Source organism: Brachybacterium huguangmaarense, assembly GCF_025725725.1.
Classification (GTDB): Bacteria; Actinomycetota; Actinomycetes; order Actinomycetales; family Dermabacteraceae; genus Brachybacterium; species Brachybacterium huguangmaarense.
The window spans coordinates 2128199-2148079 of record NZ_CP107020.1; the positions used below are offsets into that span (position 1 = coordinate 2128199).

General features: G+C 69.5%; 20 protein-coding genes, 2 tRNA genes and 2 other annotated features. Of the genes, 12 read left to right on the forward strand and 10 right to left on the reverse strand.

All coding sequences use genetic code 11. The annotated features are described in order from the left end of the window. The first annotated feature begins 49 nt into the window (after window positions 1–49). Window positions 50–1296 (forward strand): IS3 family transposase gene (locus BRM3_RS09715; RefSeq protein ID WP_263593127.1). Its coding sequence is split into 2 segments (ribosomal slippage): window positions 50–335 and window positions 335–1296, totalling 1248 coding nucleotides; the frame shifts between segments, so codons are not numbered across the junction. Beyond that, window positions 328–456 (forward strand) — a sequence feature (AL1L pseudoknot). Its footprint overlaps the gene before it by 129 nt. Window positions 1297–1458: 162 nt before the next feature. Here the strand turns inward: BRM3_RS09715 and BRM3_RS09720 are convergent. Continuing rightward, window positions 1459–1938, reverse strand: coding sequence for a general stress protein (locus BRM3_RS09720; RefSeq protein ID WP_094393349.1), 480 nt, complete (start codon window positions 1936–1938; stop codon window positions 1459–1461). Between the two features lie 755 nt (window positions 1939–2693). On the opposite strand from BRM3_RS09720, the gene BRM3_RS09725 reads away from it, so the two are divergent. Beyond that, the gene (locus BRM3_RS09725; RefSeq protein ID WP_263593128.1) at window positions 2694–3764 is read left to right on the forward strand and encodes a hypothetical protein; all 1071 of its coding nucleotides are present in this window, start codon (window positions 2694–2696) and stop codon (window positions 3762–3764) included. 50 nt (window positions 3765–3814) lie between these two features. Here BRM3_RS09725 and BRM3_RS15155 read toward each other — a convergent pair whose 3' ends face one another. Continuing rightward, the gene (locus BRM3_RS15155) at window positions 3815–4156 is read right to left on the reverse strand and encodes an integrase core domain-containing protein (protein WP_161971385.1); all 342 of its coding nucleotides are present in this window, start codon (window positions 4154–4156) and stop codon (window positions 3815–3817) included. A 143-nt stretch (window positions 4157–4299) separates the two neighbouring features. Further along, a protein-coding gene (locus BRM3_RS09730) for an IS3 family transposase (RefSeq protein WP_263593129.1) occupies window positions 4300–5525 on the reverse strand; the annotation gives its coding sequence in 2 pieces (ribosomal slippage) (window positions 4300–5252 and window positions 5252–5525; 1227 coding nt in all). Continuing rightward, window positions 5157–5253 (reverse strand) — a sequence feature (AL1L pseudoknot). It overlaps the preceding gene by 97 nt. 145 nt (window positions 5526–5670) lie before the next feature. Between BRM3_RS09730 and BRM3_RS09735 the strand changes: the two genes are divergently transcribed. Next, a complete protein-coding gene (locus BRM3_RS09735; RefSeq protein WP_263593130.1) occupies window positions 5671–6471 on the forward strand; it encodes a zinc ribbon domain-containing protein in 801 nt (266 codons plus the stop codon). Here BRM3_RS09735 and BRM3_RS09740 read toward each other — a convergent pair. Then, a tRNA-His gene (locus tag BRM3_RS09740) sits at window positions 6464–6539 on the reverse strand. The genes BRM3_RS09735 and BRM3_RS09740 overlap by 8 nt on opposite strands. A gap of 173 nt (window positions 6540–6712) precedes the next feature. Between BRM3_RS09740 and BRM3_RS09745 the strand changes: the two genes are divergently transcribed. Both BRM3_RS09745 and BRM3_RS09750 read left to right on the forward strand, forming a co-directional pair. Further along, window positions 6713–6886 (forward strand): hypothetical protein, encoded by a 174-nt coding sequence (locus BRM3_RS09745; RefSeq protein ID WP_263593131.1) that lies wholly within the window; start codon window positions 6713–6715, stop codon window positions 6884–6886. A gap of 62 nt (window positions 6887–6948) precedes the next feature. Further along, on the forward strand, window positions 6949–7287 hold the full coding sequence (locus BRM3_RS09750; protein WP_263593132.1) for a thiamine-binding protein: 339 nt from the start codon (window positions 6949–6951) through the stop codon (window positions 7285–7287). 105 nt (window positions 7288–7392) lie between these two features. On the opposite strand, the gene orn is transcribed toward BRM3_RS09750, so the two are convergent. After that, window positions 7393–9300 carry an oligoribonuclease gene (orn, locus tag BRM3_RS09755; RefSeq protein WP_263593133.1) on the reverse strand — a complete coding sequence of 636 codons (1908 nt, stop codon included), beginning with the start codon at window positions 9298–9300 and terminating at the stop codon, window positions 7393–7395. Window positions 9301–9414: 114 nt separating this feature from the next. Here orn and BRM3_RS09760 point away from each other — a divergent pair, with 114 nt between their 5' ends. Genes BRM3_RS09760 through BRM3_RS09770 form a run of 3 tightly spaced genes read left to right on the forward strand, consistent with a single transcriptional unit; the run spans window position 9415 to window position 12121 of the window. Further along, on the forward strand, window positions 9415–10692 hold the full coding sequence (locus BRM3_RS09760; protein ID WP_263593134.1) for a nicotinate phosphoribosyltransferase: 1278 nt from the start codon (window positions 9415–9417) through the stop codon (window positions 10690–10692). Then, window positions 10689–11342, forward strand: coding sequence for an isochorismatase family protein (locus tag BRM3_RS09765; RefSeq protein ID WP_263593135.1), 654 nt, complete (start codon window positions 10689–10691; stop codon window positions 11340–11342). The genes BRM3_RS09760 and BRM3_RS09765 overlap by 4 nt, the downstream gene beginning before the upstream one ends. A gap of 2 nt (window positions 11343–11344) precedes the next feature. Continuing rightward, window positions 11345–12121: an NUDIX hydrolase gene (locus tag BRM3_RS09770; protein ID WP_263593136.1), complete on the forward strand. Its 777-nt coding sequence runs from the start codon at window positions 11345–11347 to the stop codon at window positions 12119–12121. A 45-nt stretch (window positions 12122–12166) separates the two neighbouring features. Here the strand turns inward: BRM3_RS09770 and BRM3_RS09775 are convergent, their stop codons facing one another. Beyond that, window positions 12167–12613, reverse strand: a complete 447-nt coding sequence (locus BRM3_RS09775) for an MmyB family transcriptional regulator (protein ID WP_263593137.1) — start codon at window positions 12611–12613, stop codon at window positions 12167–12169. A 116-nt stretch (window positions 12614–12729) separates the two neighbouring features. On the opposite strand from BRM3_RS09775, the gene BRM3_RS09780 reads away from it, so the two are divergent. Then, window positions 12730–13773 (forward strand): SDR family oxidoreductase, encoded by a 1044-nt coding sequence (locus tag BRM3_RS09780; RefSeq protein ID WP_263593138.1) that lies wholly within the window; start codon window positions 12730–12732, stop codon window positions 13771–13773. Between the two features lie 63 nt (window positions 13774–13836). Here BRM3_RS09780 and BRM3_RS09785 read toward each other — a convergent pair whose 3' ends face one another. Further along, window positions 13837–15537 carry a glycoside hydrolase family 13 protein gene (locus tag BRM3_RS09785; RefSeq protein WP_263593139.1) on the reverse strand — a complete coding sequence of 567 codons (1701 nt, stop codon included), beginning with the start codon at window positions 15535–15537 and terminating at the stop codon, window positions 13837–13839. 140 nt (window positions 15538–15677) lie between these two features. Between BRM3_RS09785 and BRM3_RS09790 the strand changes: the two genes are divergently transcribed. After that, window positions 15678–16262 carry a dihydrofolate reductase family protein gene (locus BRM3_RS09790; protein WP_263593140.1) on the forward strand — a complete coding sequence of 195 codons (585 nt, stop codon included), beginning with the start codon at window positions 15678–15680 and terminating at the stop codon, window positions 16260–16262. Between the two features lie 11 nt (window positions 16263–16273). On the opposite strand, the gene BRM3_RS09795 is transcribed toward BRM3_RS09790, so the two are convergent. Beyond that, complete coding sequence (locus BRM3_RS09795; protein ID WP_263593141.1) at window positions 16274–16543, reverse strand: hypothetical protein; 270 nt, start codon at window positions 16541–16543, stop codon at window positions 16274–16276. 318 nt (window positions 16544–16861) lie between these two features. Between BRM3_RS09795 and BRM3_RS09800 the strand changes: the two genes are divergently transcribed. After that, window positions 16862–18709 carry a hypothetical protein gene (locus BRM3_RS09800; protein WP_263593142.1) on the forward strand — a complete coding sequence of 616 codons (1848 nt, stop codon included), beginning with the start codon at window positions 16862–16864 and terminating at the stop codon, window positions 18707–18709. A gap of 61 nt (window positions 18710–18770) precedes the next feature. Here the strand turns inward: BRM3_RS09800 and BRM3_RS09805 are convergent, their stop codons facing one another. Continuing rightward, window positions 18771–19169 (reverse strand): winged helix-turn-helix transcriptional regulator, encoded by a 399-nt coding sequence (locus BRM3_RS09805; protein ID WP_263593143.1) that lies wholly within the window; start codon window positions 19167–19169, stop codon window positions 18771–18773. Window positions 19170–19249: 80 nt separating this feature from the next. Between BRM3_RS09805 and BRM3_RS09810 the strand changes: the two genes are divergently transcribed. Beyond that, entirely contained in the window at window positions 19250–19660 is a 411-nt protein-coding gene (locus tag BRM3_RS09810) for a RidA family protein (RefSeq protein ID WP_263593144.1), read from the forward strand. 113 nt (window positions 19661–19773) lie between these two features. Here BRM3_RS09810 and BRM3_RS09815 read toward each other — a convergent pair. Beyond that, a tRNA-Arg gene (locus BRM3_RS09815) sits at window positions 19774–19846 on the reverse strand. Between the last annotated feature and the right edge of the window lie 35 nt (window positions 19847–19881).

Here is a 19881-nt window from a genome sequence, read left to right on the forward strand (position 1 = left end):
ATCGCCCCGGGTCTGGTGGAGGCTCTGAATCCACGGGAGGATGAGGAGCATGGCAGCACCGAGGAAGTACCCCGACGAGCTTCGGGAGAGAGCCACGAGGATGGCAGTTCAGTCACGGCGCGATCCATCGACGAGGTCGGGAACGTTTCGCCGTGTGGGCGAGCAGCTCGGGATCAATCCTGAGACTCTGAGGAACTGGGTCGTGCAGGCCGAGGTTGACGAGGGGCACCGTCCCGGGACCACGACCAGCGAGTCCCAGCGCCTGGTCGAGCTGGAGAAGGAAGTGCGTGAGCTGCGCAGGGCGAACTCGATCCTGAGGTCAGCCTCGGCTTTTTTCGCGGCGGAGCTCGACCGCCCACAGCGTTGATCGTGGAGTACATCGACCAGTACAGGCATGAGTTCGGCGTCGAGCCGATCTGTCGAACGCTGACCGCAGCGGGCACGCAGATCGCGCCGAGCACGTACTACGCGTTCAAGACCCGCCCACCCTCGAAGCGAGCACTACGCGACGAGGAACTGCTGGTCGAGATCCACCGCGTCCATGCGGCGAACTTCGGCGTCTACGGGGCGAAGAAGGTCCACGCCCAGCTGCGCCGCGAGGGCGTCGTCATCGCGCGTTGCACGGTCGAGCGGCTCATGCGCGGCGCGGGGTTGCGAGGGGTCAGCCGGGCCAAGGGCCCGCGCACCACGATCTCCGGTCGTGGCCCGGATAATCGTCCTGACCTGGTCGAACGTGACTTCACCGCGACCGCTCCGAACCAGTTGTGGGTCGCGGACATCACCTACTGCCGCACCTTCGCCGGCTGGGTGTATGCCGCGTTCGTCATCGATGTGTTCTCCCGCCGCGTGGTCGGCTGGCAGCTGTCGAAGTCGCTGCGGACGGACCTCGCGTTGGACGCGCTCGAGATGGGCATCTGGACCCGCGATCACGCAGGCCAGGCCGTCTCCGGGCTCACGCACCACAGCGATAAGGGCGTTCAGTACGTCGCCATCCGCTACACCGAGCGTCTTGCTGAGGCCGGCGCGGCCGACTCGGTCGGCTCCACCGGCGACTCGTATGACAATGCCCTGGCCGAGGCCTTCAACTCGCTGTTCAAGGCTGAACTGGTCCGCAACCGCGGGCCCTGGAAGAACATCGACGACCTCGAGATCGCGACCGCGGAATACATCGACTGGTTCAATCACCGGCGACTTCACGGCGAGATCGGCATGATCCCGCCCGTCGAGCTCGAGGACACCTACCATCACAACCACCCCGCACCGGCACCCGCCGACGCGGCACTTGCGAGCCTCTAACAAACCCGGGGCGATTCAGGCACGCCGACGTCCCTGCTTCCCGGCGAGATCCGCTCCTGAATCCGCCCCAGCGGTGAGTGTCGGGGGAGCGCAGAGGGCCACGGCCCTCAGCACTTACTCGGGCGTGGGCCAGCACCCGGTCCGGGCCCGGGCCTTTGGCGGTCAAGTCGTGGGACGGCTGGCGTCGAGCTTGGCCGTGGCCGCCTCGACGTACTCGGCCTCCACGAGGATCTCGTAGGAGGACGCCTCCAGGCCCTGGACGCTACTGAAGTCCCGGCGCCCGCCGGTGGCCGCGTGGCCCAGCAACCCGAAGATCAGCCCCCACACCGCGCCCAGGAGCACCGCCCACAGGATTACCGACAGCCACCCCACGACCGTGAAAAGACCCAACAGCAAGCCAATGAGCAATCCCAGCCAGGCCCCGGAGGCGGCCCCGTACAGGGCGGCCTTGCCGTAGGTCATCCGCCCGGTGACCTGTTCAACCAGGCGCAGATCGGTGCCGACCAAGCGCACGTGCTCAACCGGGAACCCGGCGTCGGAGAGTCGATCGACAAGGCGCTGAGCCTGGTCATAGGAGGGCACTGTGCGCAGGACCTGGTAATGAGCCGAAGCAGTGGGTGGAAGAGGGGAGGGATGGGACATGCTCATCGTTTCCTTTCGTGGTGACGATCCGACCTTGCGCGCGGACCAGGCCCGCAGTCACAGAGTGTAGTTGGCCCCGGTCTCCAGCAGACAACAGAAAGACCCGAACGCATCAAGGTCCTTGCGCATCAGCTCGGCCACGGCCGTGGCTCCTCTCCGGGTCCTCAGCCCCGTCCCCGAGCCCGTCGGTCCGTGGTGAACCAGCGACGGGCCCGCTCTCAGGGCCTTACAGAATGTCGCGGACCTTACCAGGATAAGCATATTTATCTCTGCAGTCAACACCCGGCCCGTCTTCGGCGCCTCGTGCCACACATGCCTTCCCGCTCGGGTTGCGGCGGGCCATAATTCGCCTTTCACGTGCCCGGCTTGCCGTCTTCGGAGCTGGGCCTTGACACCCCTGCACCGGGTACCCCCGCATCAGTACCGCACCTGCCGCTGGGCAGTCGATGCATCACCTGTCCGAACGGAATCGACCGGCCCACGCTGATCACTGCTCCCACACCGCCGAAGCACTTCAACCGATCCGTCACTGCAGCATCATCGAGAAGCCGTCCTCGACACCGGCAGGTCCCGGGCCCGCTGGCTGTGATGTCTTCGCGCTGGCGGCGTCGGCGGGGAGAGGATTTCGCAGTGAGCAGCACCGCTCTTTCCGGGATCGAGGCGACCACCGAATCCGGCCCGCGGTGCTGCACGAAACCTTGGGGGCCCCATCGAGCCAGTGGCAGTCCGGCCCGTGGTTGCCTCACCATGGAGCGGTGACTGCTAATCCTGCCGAACCCCTTTCCGATGCCGAGCTGCTCATCGGCCTGGTGGTCTCACCATCCCTGAGTGCGGTGCTCGGCCCCGAGGTCACCACCTCGGTGCGCGAGATTTTGGTGCAGCGGTATCCGGGAGTGCGCTGGCAACTGAAGATGGCCGAAGACCGGCTGGTCGATCCACCCACCGAGACCTTGGACCTGCTGGAGGCGGCCCGAAACCGCGTGCTGGAGGAGAACTGGGATTTGGCCGTGGTGCTCACCGAGATCCCCCTGAAGACCGGCCGACGTCCGGTGCTCACCCAGCTCAGCCCCGTGCACGGGGTGGGACTGGTCTCCGTCCCAGCCCTGGGAGCCGTGCACGTGCGGCAGAAGGTGCAAGAGACCACCGTGCACGTGGTCGGGCAGCTCCTGGGCTACGACGCCGAAGACCTCAACGCCCAGCGGGATCTTGCTCGAAGAGCCCACCAGCTGTCCACCGATCTCGACGAACGCCCGGATGACAACGTCGTGCAGTTCACGGCCCGAGTGCTGAGCAGCAACGTGCGGTTGCTGCTGGGCATGATCCGCGCCAACCAGCCTTGGGCCTTCGTGGCCCGGCTCTCCCGGGCGCTGGTCGTGGCAACGGCCACCGGCATGCTGACATTGGTGGCCTCGGACCTATGGGTACTGGCCATGGCCTACGGGCCGGTGCGCCTGGTCCTGCTGGCGGTGATGGCGATCGGGGCGGTGAGTGCCACCCTGATCCTGGGAGCCGACTTGTGGGAGCGCCCACGGCGGCGAGCCCAACGTGAGCAGGTGATCCTGTTCAATTTGGCCACCACCGCGACCGTGGCCATCGGGGTTGTGGTGTTCTACCTCGTCTTATTCATCCTGTCCTGGGTCGGCGCGCTGCTGCTCATCGACGAGCAGGTACTGGCCGGTGTCGCCGGTCACCCAGTGAACGCTTTGGACTACGCGAAGATCAGCTGGCTCACCGCCAGCCTGGCCACCGTGGGCGGAGCACTAGGAGCTGGACTGGAGGACGAAGATGTGGTGCGCGCCGCTGCCTACACCCGGTCCAGCACCTGACACAGCCCCAGCACAGAAGAAACTGAAACATCTACGCGTTGATGCCACGTCTATGCAGGTGTCATTGCCGGTCGCGATGACTTGGTAGGCTCAGCGCAGTGCGCTGCCTCGTACTCGGCGGGTGGGGCGTTGCCGAGGCGGGTGTGCGGGCGGGCGCTGTTGTACCTGTCGATCCAGGCCAGGGTGAAGCACTCGACGTCGTCGACGGATCGCGGCGGTCCGGGCTGAAACCGGGAATGATCCCGGACCGCTTCGTTTGACGAACGCAGGAGGTGTCTAAAAGTGCGCTGTCCGCCGTGGGAAGCGACGATCTTCTCGCGACTGGTTACCGGCGCCTGGTCATTGCCAACATGCGGCAAAGCCTTGTGGTATCCGTGTAGGGCGATGACCACCTGCGCCTAGCCGTGGAGGATGAGTAAGAGGTTCCGCTATTAGGTCATGGTCGTCGGGTCGGGCGGGTGGCCTAGCGGTGGGTGGTCCAGGCCTCGCGGAGGAGCCTGCGAGTGATTGAAGCGCCCTGGGCTTTGTTCCGTGGTTAGACGGTCGCGGGCGCGGTCGTCGTGGGGTGAGTGTAGGACGCTTCGACTTCCGCGGGGGTGCGGTAGCCGAGCGCTTCGTGCAGACGCTCGGTGTTCCACCAGTGGACCCAGCCCATGGTGGCGATCTCGACCGCCTGGGTGGACTCCCAGATCCGCTGGGAGTGGATCAGCTCGGCCTTGAACAGGCCGTTCACGGTCTCGGCCAGGGCGTTGTCGTAGGAGTCTCCGACGGAGCCGACTGAGGCGGTGACCCCGGCGGTGATCAGCGCATCGGAGTAGGCCAACGAAACATAGTGGGCCCCGCGGTCGCTGTGATGGATCAGTCCGCTCTGGCAGCGCACGGCACCACTGGTCAGCAGTGCGTGCTCCAGCGCCAGCAGGGGCAGGCCGTCGGTATGGAGGGTCGCAGCGACCGCCCATCCGACGATCTTGCGAGTGCATACGTCGGTGATGAACGCGACGTAGCAGAATCCGGCGAGGATCCGCACGTAGGTGATGTCAGCGACCCACAGGCGGTTCGGCTGCTCTGCAGTAAAGCACCGCTCGACCAGATCCGGGCGGGCATCGGGCACGTGAGTGGGGTATGTGGTGACCGGCTTCCGGCCACGCCGTACCCCCTGAAGGCCAGCTCCTCGCATGAGCCGGGCGACCTGGTCACGGCCCACATCCCAGCCAGCGCGCCGCATCGCGTGATGCATCTTCCGCACCCCGTAGACGCTGTAGTTCTCGGCATGGATGCGCCGGATCTCCGGCAGGAGAACCTCATCCCGCAGCGCCCTGGCCGAGGCTGGGCGCGTCTTGGCGGCCCGGTAGCCGCGGGAGGTGATGAACCCACACTCTGTCGCGCTGAGCGCGCGGCAGATGGCCTCGACCCCGAACTGATCACGGTGCTCATCGATGAACCGGATCATCTCGTCGTGGGGCGGTCGAGTTCCGCGGCGAAAAAAGCCGAGGCCGCTTTGAGGATCTCGTTGGCACGGCGGGATTCAGCCAGTTCACGGCGCAAACGCCGGTTCTCCTCCTCGAGTGACTCGCCGCTGCCGGTGACTGGTTCGGTGGGGCCGTAGCGGTTGCACCAGATCCGCAGGGTCTCCAGGCCGACACCGAGTTGGGGTGCGATGGCCCGGATCGACTCTGCGCGCGGGCCTCCCTCGCGGGCCTGGCGCTCGTAGACCATCCGCACGGCGCGGTCACGCAGCTCGGGACTGAACTTCTTGGGCATACTACGATTCTCCTTGCTGAGACTCGGAACAGAACCCAGGACGCTTCACCCGTACTACAAGGGCAGCGTGCGCTACCAAGGCGTCACCTACGCCGGAGCACACGAGGCCATCGTCCCCAACGAAGTGTGGGACCAGGTTTAGACCGTGCTCGGCACACACCGCTCGGCCGCGGACGCAACGCAGGTGCACGAGCACTACTTGAAGGGGACGGTGTTCTGCGGGCAGTGCGGCTCGCGACTGATCGTGTGTAACGCGAAGAGCAGCCAAGGCACGATCTACCCGTACTTCGTGTGCGCGAGCCGGCACGGCGGCAGGGGCGACTGCACCCGACAGGCGATGCTGATCGAGCAGGTGGAACGACTCATCGAACGCTTCTACGCCAAGGTGCAGATCGACCCAGAAACGATCGAGGCGGTCTCGGCGATGATTCACGCCCGGTTCGACGAAATGATGGCCGAAGGAGCCGCCGAACTCGCCGACCTCGCATCCCGGAGGGCACAGCTCGGAGGCGAGCAACAGAAGCTGCTCCAGGCTCACTACGCAGGGGCGATCCCGCTCGACCTGCTCAAGCGAGAGCAGGACCGGATCACCGCTTCATTGGAGACCATCGAGTACCGGATCACCGCGCACCACGGCCACTACGCCGACGCGAGAGAGAACCTCGAGGACTCACTGTCATTGCTGTCGAACGCCGCCGACATCTACGAACGCGCCGACGATCCGAATCGTCGCCTCCTCAACCAGGCGCTGTTCAAAACGATCTACATCGACGAGGACAACGACGTGCGGGTCGGCTACCACAACCCGTACGACGGGCTGAGCATCCCCGGCCTCCATGCCGACGCCCTGAGCTGGGCCGCCAAGGCAAAGAAAATGGGCCAGACTGACCCCGCGACCAAGGGCGGACCCTTGGTCGCGAGTTCACACCTGACCCGTTTGGGGTGATCGACGGGATTTGAACCCGCGACCGCCTGGACCACAACCAGGAGCTCTACCAACTGAGCTACGACCACCATGTGCGGCGCAGGCCGCAACGAGTGACCAGCATACCGGCTGGACCGGGTGCTCCACGACGAGCACGGCGCGCGGGGGCTGTGAATCGTGTCGCACGGGCCGTCGTCATCGATAGGGTGATCCGACCGGCTGCTCGCTGCGGCCGCAGCGGAGACCACGCGGAGGTCAGCACATGGGTATGGGATCGGCAGAGGTCATCGGTGTCGTCGTCGGCCTGCTGGGCTGGCTGATAGGTCTGATCATCTTTCTGATGGTCCTGTACCGCGTCGTGCGGGCAGCGGTACGCCGGGAGCTCGAGGACTTCCGTGCCTCCTCCACCCCCGGAGCGCCGACGCCCGAACCCTGAACGCCCGAACCCTGACCACCTGCGCCCTTGCGGCGCTCCCGTCGGCGGACCAGGCTGGAGACATGATCGTCGCCTTCTCCCTCCAGCCCACCGGCACTCCGTCCGACCCGTCCGTCCAGCGCGACCTCGCGCCGGGATCCGACGCCGCGAGCGTGCACGACGCCGTCGCCGCCGCGGTCCGCGTCGTGCGCGAGTCCGGCCTCCCCAACCGCACGAGCAGCATGTTCACGGAGATCGAGGGGGAGTGGGACGAGGTGATGGACGTCGTCAAGCGCGCCACCGCCGCCGTCGCCCCCTACGGCACCCGGGTGTCCCTCGTGCTCAAGGCCGACATCCGCTCCGGCTACGAGGGCCAGCTGGACGCGAAGGTCGAGCGCCTCGAGACCGCCCTCGGCGACTGACGTCCGGGCCAGCGCGTCGCACCACAACCCCCGTCCATACAGACGACGCGGCCGACCGGGGAGTCCTCTCCCCAGTCGGCCGCGTCGTTCCTGCGGCGCCTGACCTCAGCGCAGGTCGGCGTCGAGCTTCCCGTCGCGCAGCGCCGCTGCGAACGTGGGCGTCACGGGCAGGCGGGGCAGGAGCGTGGCCTGCAGGGCGTGGTAGATGTCGGGCTTGCCGGGCCACGTGTTGCCCTGCACGACGTTGTCGGCATCGAGCTCGTGGAACCACGAGCCCTGCTCTGCATCGAGCAGGTAGGTGGAGATGTACTCCCACCAATGCTCGTAGCGTTCGGCCCAGATCCGCTCGCCGGTCACGCGGTACATCGTCGACGCGGCGCCGACGGCCTCCGCCGCAACCCAGTGCATGCGCTCGTGGGCGACGGGCTCGCCGTCCCAGTCCACCGTGTAGACGAAGCCGGGCTCGCCGTCGATGCCCCACGTCGCCGCGGCCTTGTCCAGGAGCGCGGTCGAGGCCTCGAGCATCCACTCCGGCGCGCTCCCGTCGAGGCCGATCAGCGCGGCACGGGCCTGCAGAGCCAGGCGCGCCCACTCGATCCAGTGCCCGACGGTCGCGCCGTAGGGCCGGAACGGGTGGTTGGGCTCGGACCGGTTGTACTCCAACAGCGGCGTCCACTCGACATCGAAATGCTCGGGCAGCGCCCAGTCGTTGCCGCGCGCGAACTCGTCGATCGCGCGGGTCAGGATCCCGACCGCGCGATCGAGCCACTTCCGCTCGCCCGTCACGTCGGCCGCCGCGAGCAGCGCCTCGACGGTGTGCATGTTGGCATTGATCCCGCGGTACTCCTCGAGCTCGGAGAAGTCGCGGTTGTACACGTCCACGCTCATGCCGGCCTTCTCGTCGAAGAACCTCTCGTCGAGCACGGCGAGCGCCTCGTCGAGCAGCGCCTGCGCCCCGGGACGCCCCGCGGCCGTCGCCGACGACGCGGCCAGCACCACGAAGGCGTGCGCGTAGGCCTGCTTGGAGTCGTCCACGGGCTTGCCGTCGGCCACCGCGGCGTACCAGCCGCCGTTGACCTCGTCGCGGAACACGCCGCGCAGCGACGCGATCCCGTGGTCGGCGAAGCGCCCGAAGTCGGGCCGGCCCATGAGGTGGCCGAGCGCGAAGCAGTGGGTCATGCGGCACGTGATCCACAGCTCCGACGGACGCGACAGATCCGGCGCGCCGGTCTCGTCGAGCCACGCGAAGCCGCCGTCGTCGCGCACGGCCTCGGAGCCGAACACGAGCAGCTCGTCGGCCTCGCCCTCGAGCCACGTGCGGTGGGCGGGCAGATCCAGCCACGGCACGGCAGGATGCGGCGCCGGGAGCGAGCCGGCCTGCACCGGCTCGCCGTCAGGGGTGATCTCGAAGCGGCGCGCGGCGGTGCGCACCTGCTCCGACGTGGGACCGGGTTCGGGGACCATGAGAACCTCTCGATAGAACTTGAGCTCCTGGATGGACTCGCGGATGTCCGCGAGAGCGCGGTGGCCGCCGTGCTTGGCGGGCGTGTTGTAGAAGACGCGGGGGAACCAGCGCTTGGCGAGCTCCTTGAGGCTCGACACGTCGATGGTGCGGTAGGACAGCCAGTCGGCGAACTCGGGCACCTCCTTGTCGAGGAACACGCGGTCGGTGCCGACGCTGTTGCCCGCGAGCGGCGCCTTGCCGGGCTCGGGGCAGTACTGGCGCACGTAGCCCAGGCACTCGGCCTGGGCGTCCTCGAGGCTCATGCCGCCGTCGAGCTCGTCGATGAGCCCCGAGTCGGTGTGCATGGCCCGGACGAAGTCGTTCATCTGCGCGAGGGCCTCGGCCGGCGGCTTGATGACGACGTCGACGCCGGGGCCGAGGATGGTCAGATCGCCGTCGGTGACGAGGACCGCGATCTCGACGAGCGCGTCGCGCTGCTTGTCGAGTCCGGTCATCTCGCAGTCCACCCAGATGATCCGGTCTGCCGTGCTGGAAGTCGTTGTGCTCACTGCCTCAGCCTACGTGCCCAGGCCGCGCCGCCGAGTCGGATCGGCGAAGGCGTGGACGGCCGTGCGCACCGCTGTTAGTGTCACGGTGACACGGACCCCGCCTGGGAGGCGCCCATGACCACCGCGCTGCTGACCGACATGTACGAGCTGACGATGCTCGACGCGGCGATCGCCGACGGGACCGTCTCCCGCCGCGCGGTCTTCGAGACCTTCTCGCGCCGGCTGCCCGCCGGACGGCGCTTCGGCATGGTCGGCGGCACCGGCCGCCTCCTCGACCTGCTGCGCGACTTCCGCTTCGACGAGGCCGACCTGCGCTTCCTGCGCGACCACCGCATCGTCTCCGAGGCCACCGCGGCCCACCTCGCGGACTTCCGCTTCACCGGCACCATCACCGCCCTGCCCGAGGGCGAGGTGTACTGGCCCCACACGCCCGTGCTCACCGTGCACGGCACCTTCGGGGAGGCGCTCATCCTCGAGACCGTCGTGCTGTCGGTCCTCAACCACGACTCGGCCGTCGCGAGCGCCGCGGCGCGCATGGTGATCGCCGCCCAGGGCCGTCCGCTCATCGAGATGGGGTCGCGGCGCGTGCACGAGCGGGCGGCGGTGGCCGCGGCCCGCGCGGCGTACGTCGCCGGCTTCGCGACCACGTCCAACCTCGAGGCCGGTCGCAGCTTCGGCGTGCCGGTCGCGGGCACCGCCGCCCACGCCTCGGTGCTCGCCCGGCCCAGCGAGCGCGAGGCCTTCGCGGCGCAGGTCGCCCAGTCCGGTCCCGACACCACGATCCTCGTGGACACCTACGACATCGCCGAGGGCATCCGCACCGCGATCGACGTCGCCGGGACGGGCCTGCGAGCCATCCGCCTCGACTCGGGCGACCTGCTCGTCGAGTCGCGCAAGGCCCGCGACCTGCTCGACTCCCTCGGTGCCCCGGACACGAAGGTCTCGGTGACGAGCGACCTCGACGAGTACCTCATCGAGGAGCTGCAGGGCGCCCCCATCGACATCTACGGCGTGGGCACGCGCGTGGCCACCGGCTCCGGCGCCGCGACCGCCGGCATGGTCTACAAGCTCGTCGCGATCGAGGGCGCCGACGGCTCCATGCGATCGGTCGCCAAGAAGTCCACCTCCAAGACCTCCACCGGCGGCGACAAGACCGTGTCGCGCTTCGAGGACGGCCGTGAGGTGTGGACCCTCGACGGCACCGTGCCCGACGGCGCGACCGGGGTGCACGAGACCCTCGTGGACCACGGCGACTTCCTCGCCCAGGACCGCGCGGGCACCGAGCGTGCCCGGCAGCGGGCCGCCGCGGCCATCGCGGCCCTCCCGCCGCGCGCCGCGAAGATCGCCCACGGCGAGGCCTTCCGCACGAGCGAGGAGTGGGAGCAGGCATGAGCACCACGACCCCGACGCCGGCGGCCCCGCGGCTGCTCGTGATCGTCGACGTCCAGAACGACTTCTGCGAGGGCGGCGCCCTCGGCGTCGACGGCGGCTTCGCGGTGGCCGACAGCATCGCCGCGTACGCCCGGCGCGAGGCCGGCGCCTATGCGGCGCTCGCCGTCTCCCAGGACCATCACCGCGGCGACATCGACAACGGCGGCCACTTCTCCGCGACCCCGGACTTCGTCGACTCGTGGCCGCCGCACTGCGTCGCCGGCACGCCGGGGGAGGAGCTCGCTCCCGCCATCGGCGCCCTGCTCGAGGAGCTCGGCCCCCGCACCTCCTCCGCCGCCCCGCTCGTGCTGCGCGTGCGCAAGGGCTACGGCATGCCCGCCTACAGCGCCCTCGAGGGAGGCGTCGGCGACGGCGACCGGGCACGCCCCTTCACGGACGTCGTGCGCGAGGGCGGCTTCGCGAGCGCCGACGTGGTCGGGCTCGCCCTGGGCTACTGCGTCGCGGCGACCGCACGCGACCTCGCCTCCCAGGGCCTGGCCGTGCGCATCCTGCGGGACCTCACCGCTCCGGTGCACGCCGACGGGGCCGACGCCCTGTGCGAGGAGCTCGCCGAGGCAGGCATCACGATCACGACCAGCGAGAAGGAGTGACCATGGCAGGCAAGAGCGCGCCCGAGGGCTACGAGGCCTCGAGCTACCCGCCGTTCGCGGTGACCACCGACATCGTGATCATGACGATCCGCGACGGGGCCCTGCGGGTGCTGCTCGTCGAGCGCAAGAAGGATCCCTACGCCGGGTCGTGGGCCATCCCGGGCGGATTCGTCGAGATCGACGAGGACACCCATACCGCCGCGCTGCGCGAGCTCGCCGAGGAGACGGGCGTGGACGCCGAGGACTTCCACCTCGAGCAGCTCGCGACCTACTCCGCGCCCGACCGCGACCCGCGCATGCGCGTCGTCTCGGTCGCCCATCTCGCCTTCGCCCCGAACCTGCCCGACGCCACCGCCGGCTCCGACGCCGCCTCGACCCGCTGGTGGAGCGTCGACGACCTGCTGTCGGACCCCGACGCGCCGACCCTCGCGTTCGACCACGAGGAGATCCTGCGCGACGCCCTCGAGCGGGTGCGCGCCAAGCTCGAGTACACGACGCTCGCCGCGCGCTTCGTCGCCGAGCCGTTCACGATCGCGGAGCTGCGTGCCGTGTACGGCGCCGTGTGGGGCGTCATGCCCGAGCGCGCGAACTTCACCCGCAAGGTGCTCGCGACCGACGGCTTCGTCGTGCCCGACGGCGCGACCGGCGAGGCCTCGCGCTCGGGAGGGCCCCGGCCCACGCTGTACCGGCGCGGCGAGGCGACCGCTCTGCAGCCGGCGCTCCTGCGCCCCCGCAGCCGGGCCGAGGTCGAGCCGGAGCGCGACGCGCTCGACAACTGAGCCGCGAGCGCCGACACCAGAGAGCGCACCCGGCGGCCGGCGCGATCAGGGAGCCGGGGGCTCCGGGCGAGTTGGCCGTCGGGCCTCCGACGCGGGCCGCACGGGCAGCGTCGCCGAGGCGAGCAGGCCGAGCTTCTCGGCATCGGCGCTGCCGGCGTCCGGGTGGTAGATCACGAGCATCATGCCGTCGGTGTCCGTGATGAGGAGCTTCTCGCGGTGCAGCACGAGACGGCCCACCTGCGGATGCTCGAAGCGCATGAGCGCGCCGCGGCGGGGCATGATGTCGTGCCGCGCCCACAGCTCCCGGAAGCGGGGGCTGGCCAGGGACAGCTCGCCGACCAGCTCGATGGCCCGCGGCGCGTCGATGTCGCTGCCCACGGACTCGCGGAACCCGGCGACGAGCCCCTGGGTGGCGAGCTCCCAGTCGGGGAAGAGCGCCTGCTCGGCCGGGTTCAGGAAGAGATCGCGCAAGCGGTTCGCGCCCGCGGTCAAGCGCGGGGAGAGTGCGGCAACGGTAGCCCGTGGCGGCCTGGGGGTGACTGGTCCTGGCACTCCCAGGAGCACGGGGGAGCTGGCTGTCGTGCGCGCCCGCGCCGAGCATGGGTGCCATGACTCAGCAGCGTGTTCTCGTCACCGGCGGCTCCGGCTTCATCGCGGGCCATCTCCTCCTCCAGCTCCTCGAGCGGGGCGTGCCCGTGCGGGCGACCGTGCGCTCCCTGCGACGCGAGCCGGTGGTGCGGGCGACCCTCGAGGACGCCGGCGCGACGAACCTCGACGCGCTCGAGCTCGTCGAGGCCGACCTCACCGACGACGCCGGGTGGGCGCAGGCCATGGAGGGTGTCGACACCGTCGCCCATGTCGCCTCGCCCGTCCTGCCCGGCCACGTCGAGGACGAGGCCGAGGTGATCGTCCCGGCGCGCGAGGGCACCCTCCGCGTGCTGCGGGCCGCGCGCGACGCCGGCGTGCGCCGCGTCGTGCTCACCTCGGCGTTCCACGCCGTCGGCTGGGGGCATGCCCACGACGACCACGTCTTCACCGAGCACGATTGGACCGTGCTCGACGGTCCCGGCGTCGACGCCTACGCGAAGGCCAAGACCCTCGCCGAGCGCGCCGCCTGGGAGTTCGTGGGATCCGAGGGCGGCGGGATGGAGCTCGTGACGATGCTCCCCGTCGCGGTGATGGGGCCGCTCATGGGCGCCGAGGCGTCCGGCGCCAACCGCATCGTGCAGAGGATGCTGCGCGGCGAGATGCCCGGCCTGCCCGACGTGCGCATCCCGGTCGTCGACGTGCGTGACGTGGCCCGCGCGCACGTGCTCGCGACCGAGACGCCCGAGGCGGCGGGCACGCGCTTCCTGCTCTCCGACGGACCGGCGCTGTCGATGCGCGAGATCGCCGCCGTCATCCGCGCCCACCTGGGCGAGAGGGCCCGCCGGGTGCCGACACGCAGGATCCCGAGCGTCGCGGTGCGCCTCGGCGCGCTGTTCTCGCCCGAGCCGCGCTCGGTCGCGCCGGACCTCGGCTACTCCCGGCGCACCTCGAACGAGCAGGCCCGTCGGGTGCTGGGATGGGAGCCGCACGAGGCGCGAACCGCCGTGATCGCCGCCGCCGAGAGCCTCGTGGCGCGGGAGCGGGCGGAGGCGCCGGTCGGGTGAGACGGGCCGCCGGGGCGGGGTCGCTCACGAGCACCCCGTGCCGACCCCGCCCGCCCCATGGGCTCATGGGCGCTCGAGCGTCCAGACCGTCGTGTTCGGCGGGACCATGCGCTCCTCGTGCGCGAGCGGCGCGCTGCTCAGCAGAACCCGGCCCGGCGGGAGCTCGGCCGTCGCCTCGAAGGTGGTGAGGCAGTGCCACCCTCCCGCGCGTTCGATGTGCAGCACCTCGTCCCGTGCAGCTCGCCATCGCAGGTCCTCGCCCGCGCGCACATTCCGGCGTGTGGAGAGGGCGCGCCGGTACAGCGCGAGCGTCGAATCGTCATCGCCTTCCTGTGATTCGACGGAGGACGCGCCGAACCACGAGGGCTGCGGGAGGTGCGCCCCTCCGTCGCTGAAGCCGAAGGCAGGACCGGAGGCGGTCCAGGGCAGAGGCACCCGGCAGCCGTCGCGACCGGGGTCGGCTCCTCCTGTGCGCAGGTAGGTCGGATCCTGCCGCGCGTCCTCAGGCAGGTCGGGCACCTCGTGCAGGCCGAGCTCCTCGCCTTGATAGAGATAGGTCGAACCGGGCAGAGCGAGGAGCAGGAGGGTGGCGGCGCGAGCGCGGCGCACTCCGAGCTCACGGTCGAGGACGGGCGATGCGCCGTGTGTGCGCAGCCACTCCTTGCCCTCCTGTGAGCACCCGGGCGTCCCCTGGGGCAGCCCGTAGCGGGTTGCGTGACGGACCACGTCGTGATTGGACAGGACCCACGTCGAGCTGCTGCCGGTCTCGGCGGCCTGCCGGAGATTGCGATCGATGACCTCTCGGAACTCGGGGGCGCTCCAGTTCGCGGTGAGGAGGTCGAAGTTGAACGCCTGCCCCAGCCCTGTCCGGCTCGCGTAGCGGGATCTGCGCTCCGGCTCGACCCATGCCTCGCCGACCGCGGTGAGAGGCGGGTCGTACTCGTCGAAGACGGTGCGCCATCGGGCGTAGATCTCGTGGACCTCGTCGCGGTCGATGAGCGGATGCACGCCCGGCGGCATCCGGGCCATCTCCGCGTCGCTCGGCAGCGGGTCGCTCAGATCCTTGGCGAGCAGATGCGCGACATCGATGCGAAAGCCGGCGACCCCGCGATCGGCCCAGAAGCGCAAGGTGGACACGAAATCGTCGTGCACCTCCGGATTGTCCCAGTTCAGATCCGGCTGCTCCGCGGCATGACAGTGCAGGTACCACTGCCCGTCCGGGACGCGCTCCCACATCAGACCGCCGAAGCCCGATGCCCAGTCGGCCGGGGGCTCCGCGCCGTCGACGCCCTTCCCGTCGCGGAAGATGTACCGATCGCGAGCGGCCGACCCCGGCGGTGACGCGAGCGCCTCCTGGAACCAGACGTGCCGGTTCGAACTGTGGTTGGGCACGATGTCGATGACCAGGCGGATGCCGTGCTCGCCCAGCGCCGCGACGAGGGCGTCCACGTCGTCGAGGGTGCCCAGGCGCGGATCGACGTTCCGATGGTCGTCGACGTCGTACCCGCCGTCGGCCAGCGCCGACGGGTAGAAGGGGCTCAGCCACACGGCGTCGACGCCGAGGTCGGCGAGGTAGGGCACGCGCGAGAGGATCCCGGGCAGATCGCCGATCCCGTCGCCGTCGGAATCGGCGAAGCTACGGGGGTAGATCTGGTAGACGACGGCATGGCGCCACCACTCGCGATCGGTGCCCGGCGAGGGGAAAGGCCCCTGGGCGGCGGGAGCAGGGGCGGCGTCCGGCTCATGTGAGGGGAGTTGATCCACGACCGGGATCTTAGGTCTTCTCTGCGAGCCCCGCCGTGCGGACCAGGTGCCCGGCTGGGCGCTCAGGCAGGTCCTATGCTGACGCCAGTGTGCACGACGCGCCGATCGGCATCGTCTCGGTCGCGCCGAGGAGGCCGGCCATGAGCAGGATCTACGTCGCCAACCACGTGACGCTCGACGGCGTCATGCAGGGCCCGGGACGAGTCGACGAGGACACCCGCGGCGGCTTCACCCGCGGCGGATGGGCGGTGCCCCGCTCGACCGAGGAGGTGGGTGCGGCGCTGCAGGACCGGGTGAGGCGGGCCGGGGGCATGCGCCTCCTGCTCGGACACCGCAGCTACGCCGACATGCTCGGCCACTGGAACGCCGCAGGCGGCCCCTTCAAGGACGGGCTCAACGGCGCGCAGAAGCACGTCGTGAGCCGATCGAGGACCACCGCGCTGCCGTGGCCGAACTCCACCCTCATCAGCGGAGATGTTGCCGGACAGATCGCTGCCCTCAAGGCCTCCGGCGGCCCCGATCTGTGCATCATGGGCAGCGGCGAGCTCGTGCAGACCCTGCTGCGTCACCGCCTGCTGGACGAGGTCCTGCTGTTCGTCCACCCGATCGTGCTCGGATCGGGTCGGCGGCTCTTTCCCGACGGCGGGGTCCCGGTCGACCTCGAGCTGCTCACGGCGAGCGCAGCCGAGAACGGGGTGGTGGTCGCGCAGTACCGGGTGGGGTGAGGACTCGGGCCTCACAGGTACATCTGGTCGGCGTAGACCAGCCGGGACTGGCGCTCCGGAGCGGCCCCGGAGGCGTCGGGCGCCCCGTCGGCGGGGTCGCCGGGGAAGGACTCCCACTCCTCGACCAGCACTCGCCAGGAGGCGCCCGTCTCGGTGTCCCGCGGTGCCCGGACCGGGATGTCCCGGTCGGCGCGGAGCTCGGCCTCGCACGTGAAGACCGGCGCCGCGGGATCGAGGTACCGCTGGGGCAGCGCTGTCGCCACAGCCGATGCACGACGCATGCGTGCGTTCTGGTCGCCCGCGCATCGGGACCGATGTGGGGCGCGGTCATCGGGGCCTCGATGGGGCGAGCGTACGCGGGCACTCCCGGCGACAGGTATCCCGGATGTCTGGGGTGTCGGGCCGACGTCCTCTCCGACCACGTGATGTGCGCGGGCGATCGCCTCCCGGTGTTCGGGAACGACCGGGAATCACGCATGCACGGCCGAGGGGCGCCAGGCACGCTAGGCTTCGGGCCGACGGAGTCTGTCCGTTGCGGCCCCTGCCTCTTCCGGACGGAACGAGAGCACGCCGGGGCCGGTGAGCACTGAGGAGCCGCCATGACCCGTGGAGCCATCGGCAGCGAGGCGACCAGGAAGCTCGCCTCGGCACGGGTGGCCCTGGCGTTTCTGCTCGGGCTGGTCCTCGTGGCCTGCCATGGGCCAGCCCTGACGGCACCGGGCTCGCAGAGCTCGACGACGGGAAGTGCCTCGGCCACCTCGCCAGACGCTTCGTCGGATGCGACGGCGAGCGTGACCTCGAGTGGCTTCTCCCTCGATGTCGGCCCGGTGACCGTGTCCGCTCCCGGCGGCGTCGCGTCCGAGGGCGCGACGGTGCGAGTCCGCGAGATCAGCGCACCCTCCGAACTGGGCGAGGCCGACATCGAGGTCGTCGGAGGCGTCTATGACATCTCGCTCGACGATGGGTCGCAGCCGCAGGTTCCCGTCACGATCGAGTACACCGACGAGGTGGATCCTTCGGCGTCCCCGCTCGCCTTCCTCACCAAGCCCTCCGGGGGAGAGGAGTGGGAGGGGATCCCGGTCGCCCATGAGGGGTCGGGCGCCTCTGTGGAGCTGGACCACTTCAGCACCTTCGGCTTCTTCCGCTCCGACTCCATCTGGTCGGGCCTGCTGATGAAGGGCTACGCGCTTACAGACCCGCCTGATTGCTACGGAAAGTCGGCGACCGTGCACGGAGTGGTGTATTCCGCCTCCACATCGTCCTCCTTCGTGTTCCCCTGCGTGGTGGAGGTGGACGGGGAGGCTCAGCTGCGGATCTACAACGGGAGCCCCTACGTCTGGCGCTACAACGCCGTCGACGGTATGGGACCGCTCAGCGTGCCACGCCTGGTACCTCCGACCATCGTCTCTGTCGACGATGTCAAGGCCGCGCTCTTCATCGGCCTGGTGACCGGCCCGAAGAAGACGGGGCTCGACAGCGCGCCCCTCACGCCCGGCTCATACCTTCCCGTGGAGCTTGCGCTGACCAGTGGAAGCGCGACCATTCAGGGCTCGATGGATGCTGGACTCTCGACCTTTGTCATCGTGACGGGTGCACTGGCCGAAGTGGTGATAGGCAAGCTGGCGAAGAACGTGAGCGTCACTGCCGAGAAGCTCTACGAGCACGGGCGATGCGTCGCGGACATCGTCGCTCAGAACCCAGCCGTCGACGCATACACCCTCGGCAAGACGATCGGTACGATCCTCACCTCGTGCATCGTGCCCCTCGCGACATCTCTTGGCATGAGCGTGACCCAGACGGCCAGCGCGGCGATCGGAATCATCACGTCGCTCGGCCCTGCGGCGATGCAGCTGAGCATGGGAATCCCCGCCTCCCTCGAGAACGGAGGCTCCGCGTCGGTCGAGGTGACGGCACAGCCCCTCGCCGAGCAGGTGGAGCGGGCCGAGTTCACTCTCCCCTCGAATCCCGCCGTCCACTGCGTTCTCAGCCCGGGAGGCGCGCAGTGCACCACCCGACATGCCGTCTACAGCGATCCGGACGCATCGTGCGGCACGGGGTACCCGGACGGCCCTCCGGACGGGGAGCTCCAGAACAGCGCGGTGCTCGAGGAGAAGGTCTCCCTCGGCTGCGACTCGGATGGGCTCTCCGAGGCGAGCTCGCCCTCGGACCAGAGCTGGTGGGACGAGACCGACGGCTCCTCCACCTGGGTCCCCTACGTGACCGACCCACAAGTTCCCAATGAGCTGGCGAACCTGCCCTCCGGCACAGCGTTGCGAGCTGGCGACTACCTCTGCACGAGCGACGGCGATCAGGTGGACTGCTCGAACGTGGCGACCGGAGCAGGATTCCGGATGGACGACGAGACCATCACGTTCCGCGGCGCGATGGAGGGCGTCTCGGAGAATCCCGCCGAGCCTGACTACAGCGATTGGGACTACACGGACTGAGCGGAGGCCGGAGGGCTGACGGGGCGGACCGCTCGGCCGGAGGCGCGCTTCCCAGCGGTGCTCAGATCGTGGCGTCGGCGGCGTCATCGAACGCTGCACGTGCGCGTTCGATGGCGGGGAGGTGCTCATCCGCCCACGCCAGAAGGGTGTCCACAGGCGGGCGCAGCGTCTTGCCGAGCAGTGTGATCCGGTACTCCACCGCGAGGGGACGCGTGCTGATGACCACGCGTTCGACGACGCCGTTGCGCTCGAGCCGGCGCAGCGTGGCGGTCAACGACTTCTGCGTGACCTGGGGGATCGCGCGGCGAAGGTCGTTGAACCGGCACGGTCGCTCGCACAGCTCGTTCAAGATGCTCAGCGTCCACTTGTCCAGGACCTGGTCGAGCAGCTCGCGATGAGGGGCGTCGATGCGCAGGGCGTCCACTGCTCCAGGGCTGGGGTTGTGGGCGGTATCGGGCACGAAACCAGGTCTCCTTGAAGTGTCCTGAGGGTACTAGGTATCAATGGTATCTCTAGTTCTCGACAGAGAAGGAGAGGTTCATGTCCGTCCACCGTTTCAGTCCCGCAGGTCTGCAGCCCGAGACGCCCTACGAGCATGTGGCGGTCGCCACGGGCCCTCGCCACATCCACATCAGCGGCCAGATCGCCCGTGACACCGGCGGCCGGCCGGTGGGAGGTGAGGCGCTCGGTACTCAAGTGGAGCAGGTCCTGCGCAACACCGCTCGTGCGCTCGCCGGAGCAGATGCGTCCTTCGCGGATGCCGTGCGGCTGACGTTCTTCGTCACCCAGTGGTCGCCCGACCAGATCGAGGAGTTCATGGCGGGAGTCGAGCGCGTCGCCGAGGAGGTGGGTCTGCCGATGCCGATGCCTCCCGCCTCGCTCATCGGGGTGGACCACCTGTTCGAGCCCGATGTGCGCGTCGAGCTGGAGACCACCGCCGTCGCCGCGTGACGCAGGCCCAAGGCCCGGTGGGCCGAGCGGTCCACCGGGGCGGGCGTCGCCCGGCCGCGCCCTCGTCGGCGCGGCCTGTGGCGGCGCTCGCCATGGAGGCGCGCCCGGCCGGGCGCCCCCAGCAGGACTCGAACCTGCAACCTACGGATTAGAAGGCCGTTGCTCTATCCATTGAGCTATGGGGGCGAGCATCCTGCCTGGTGTGCGGCGGGACGCGTCGG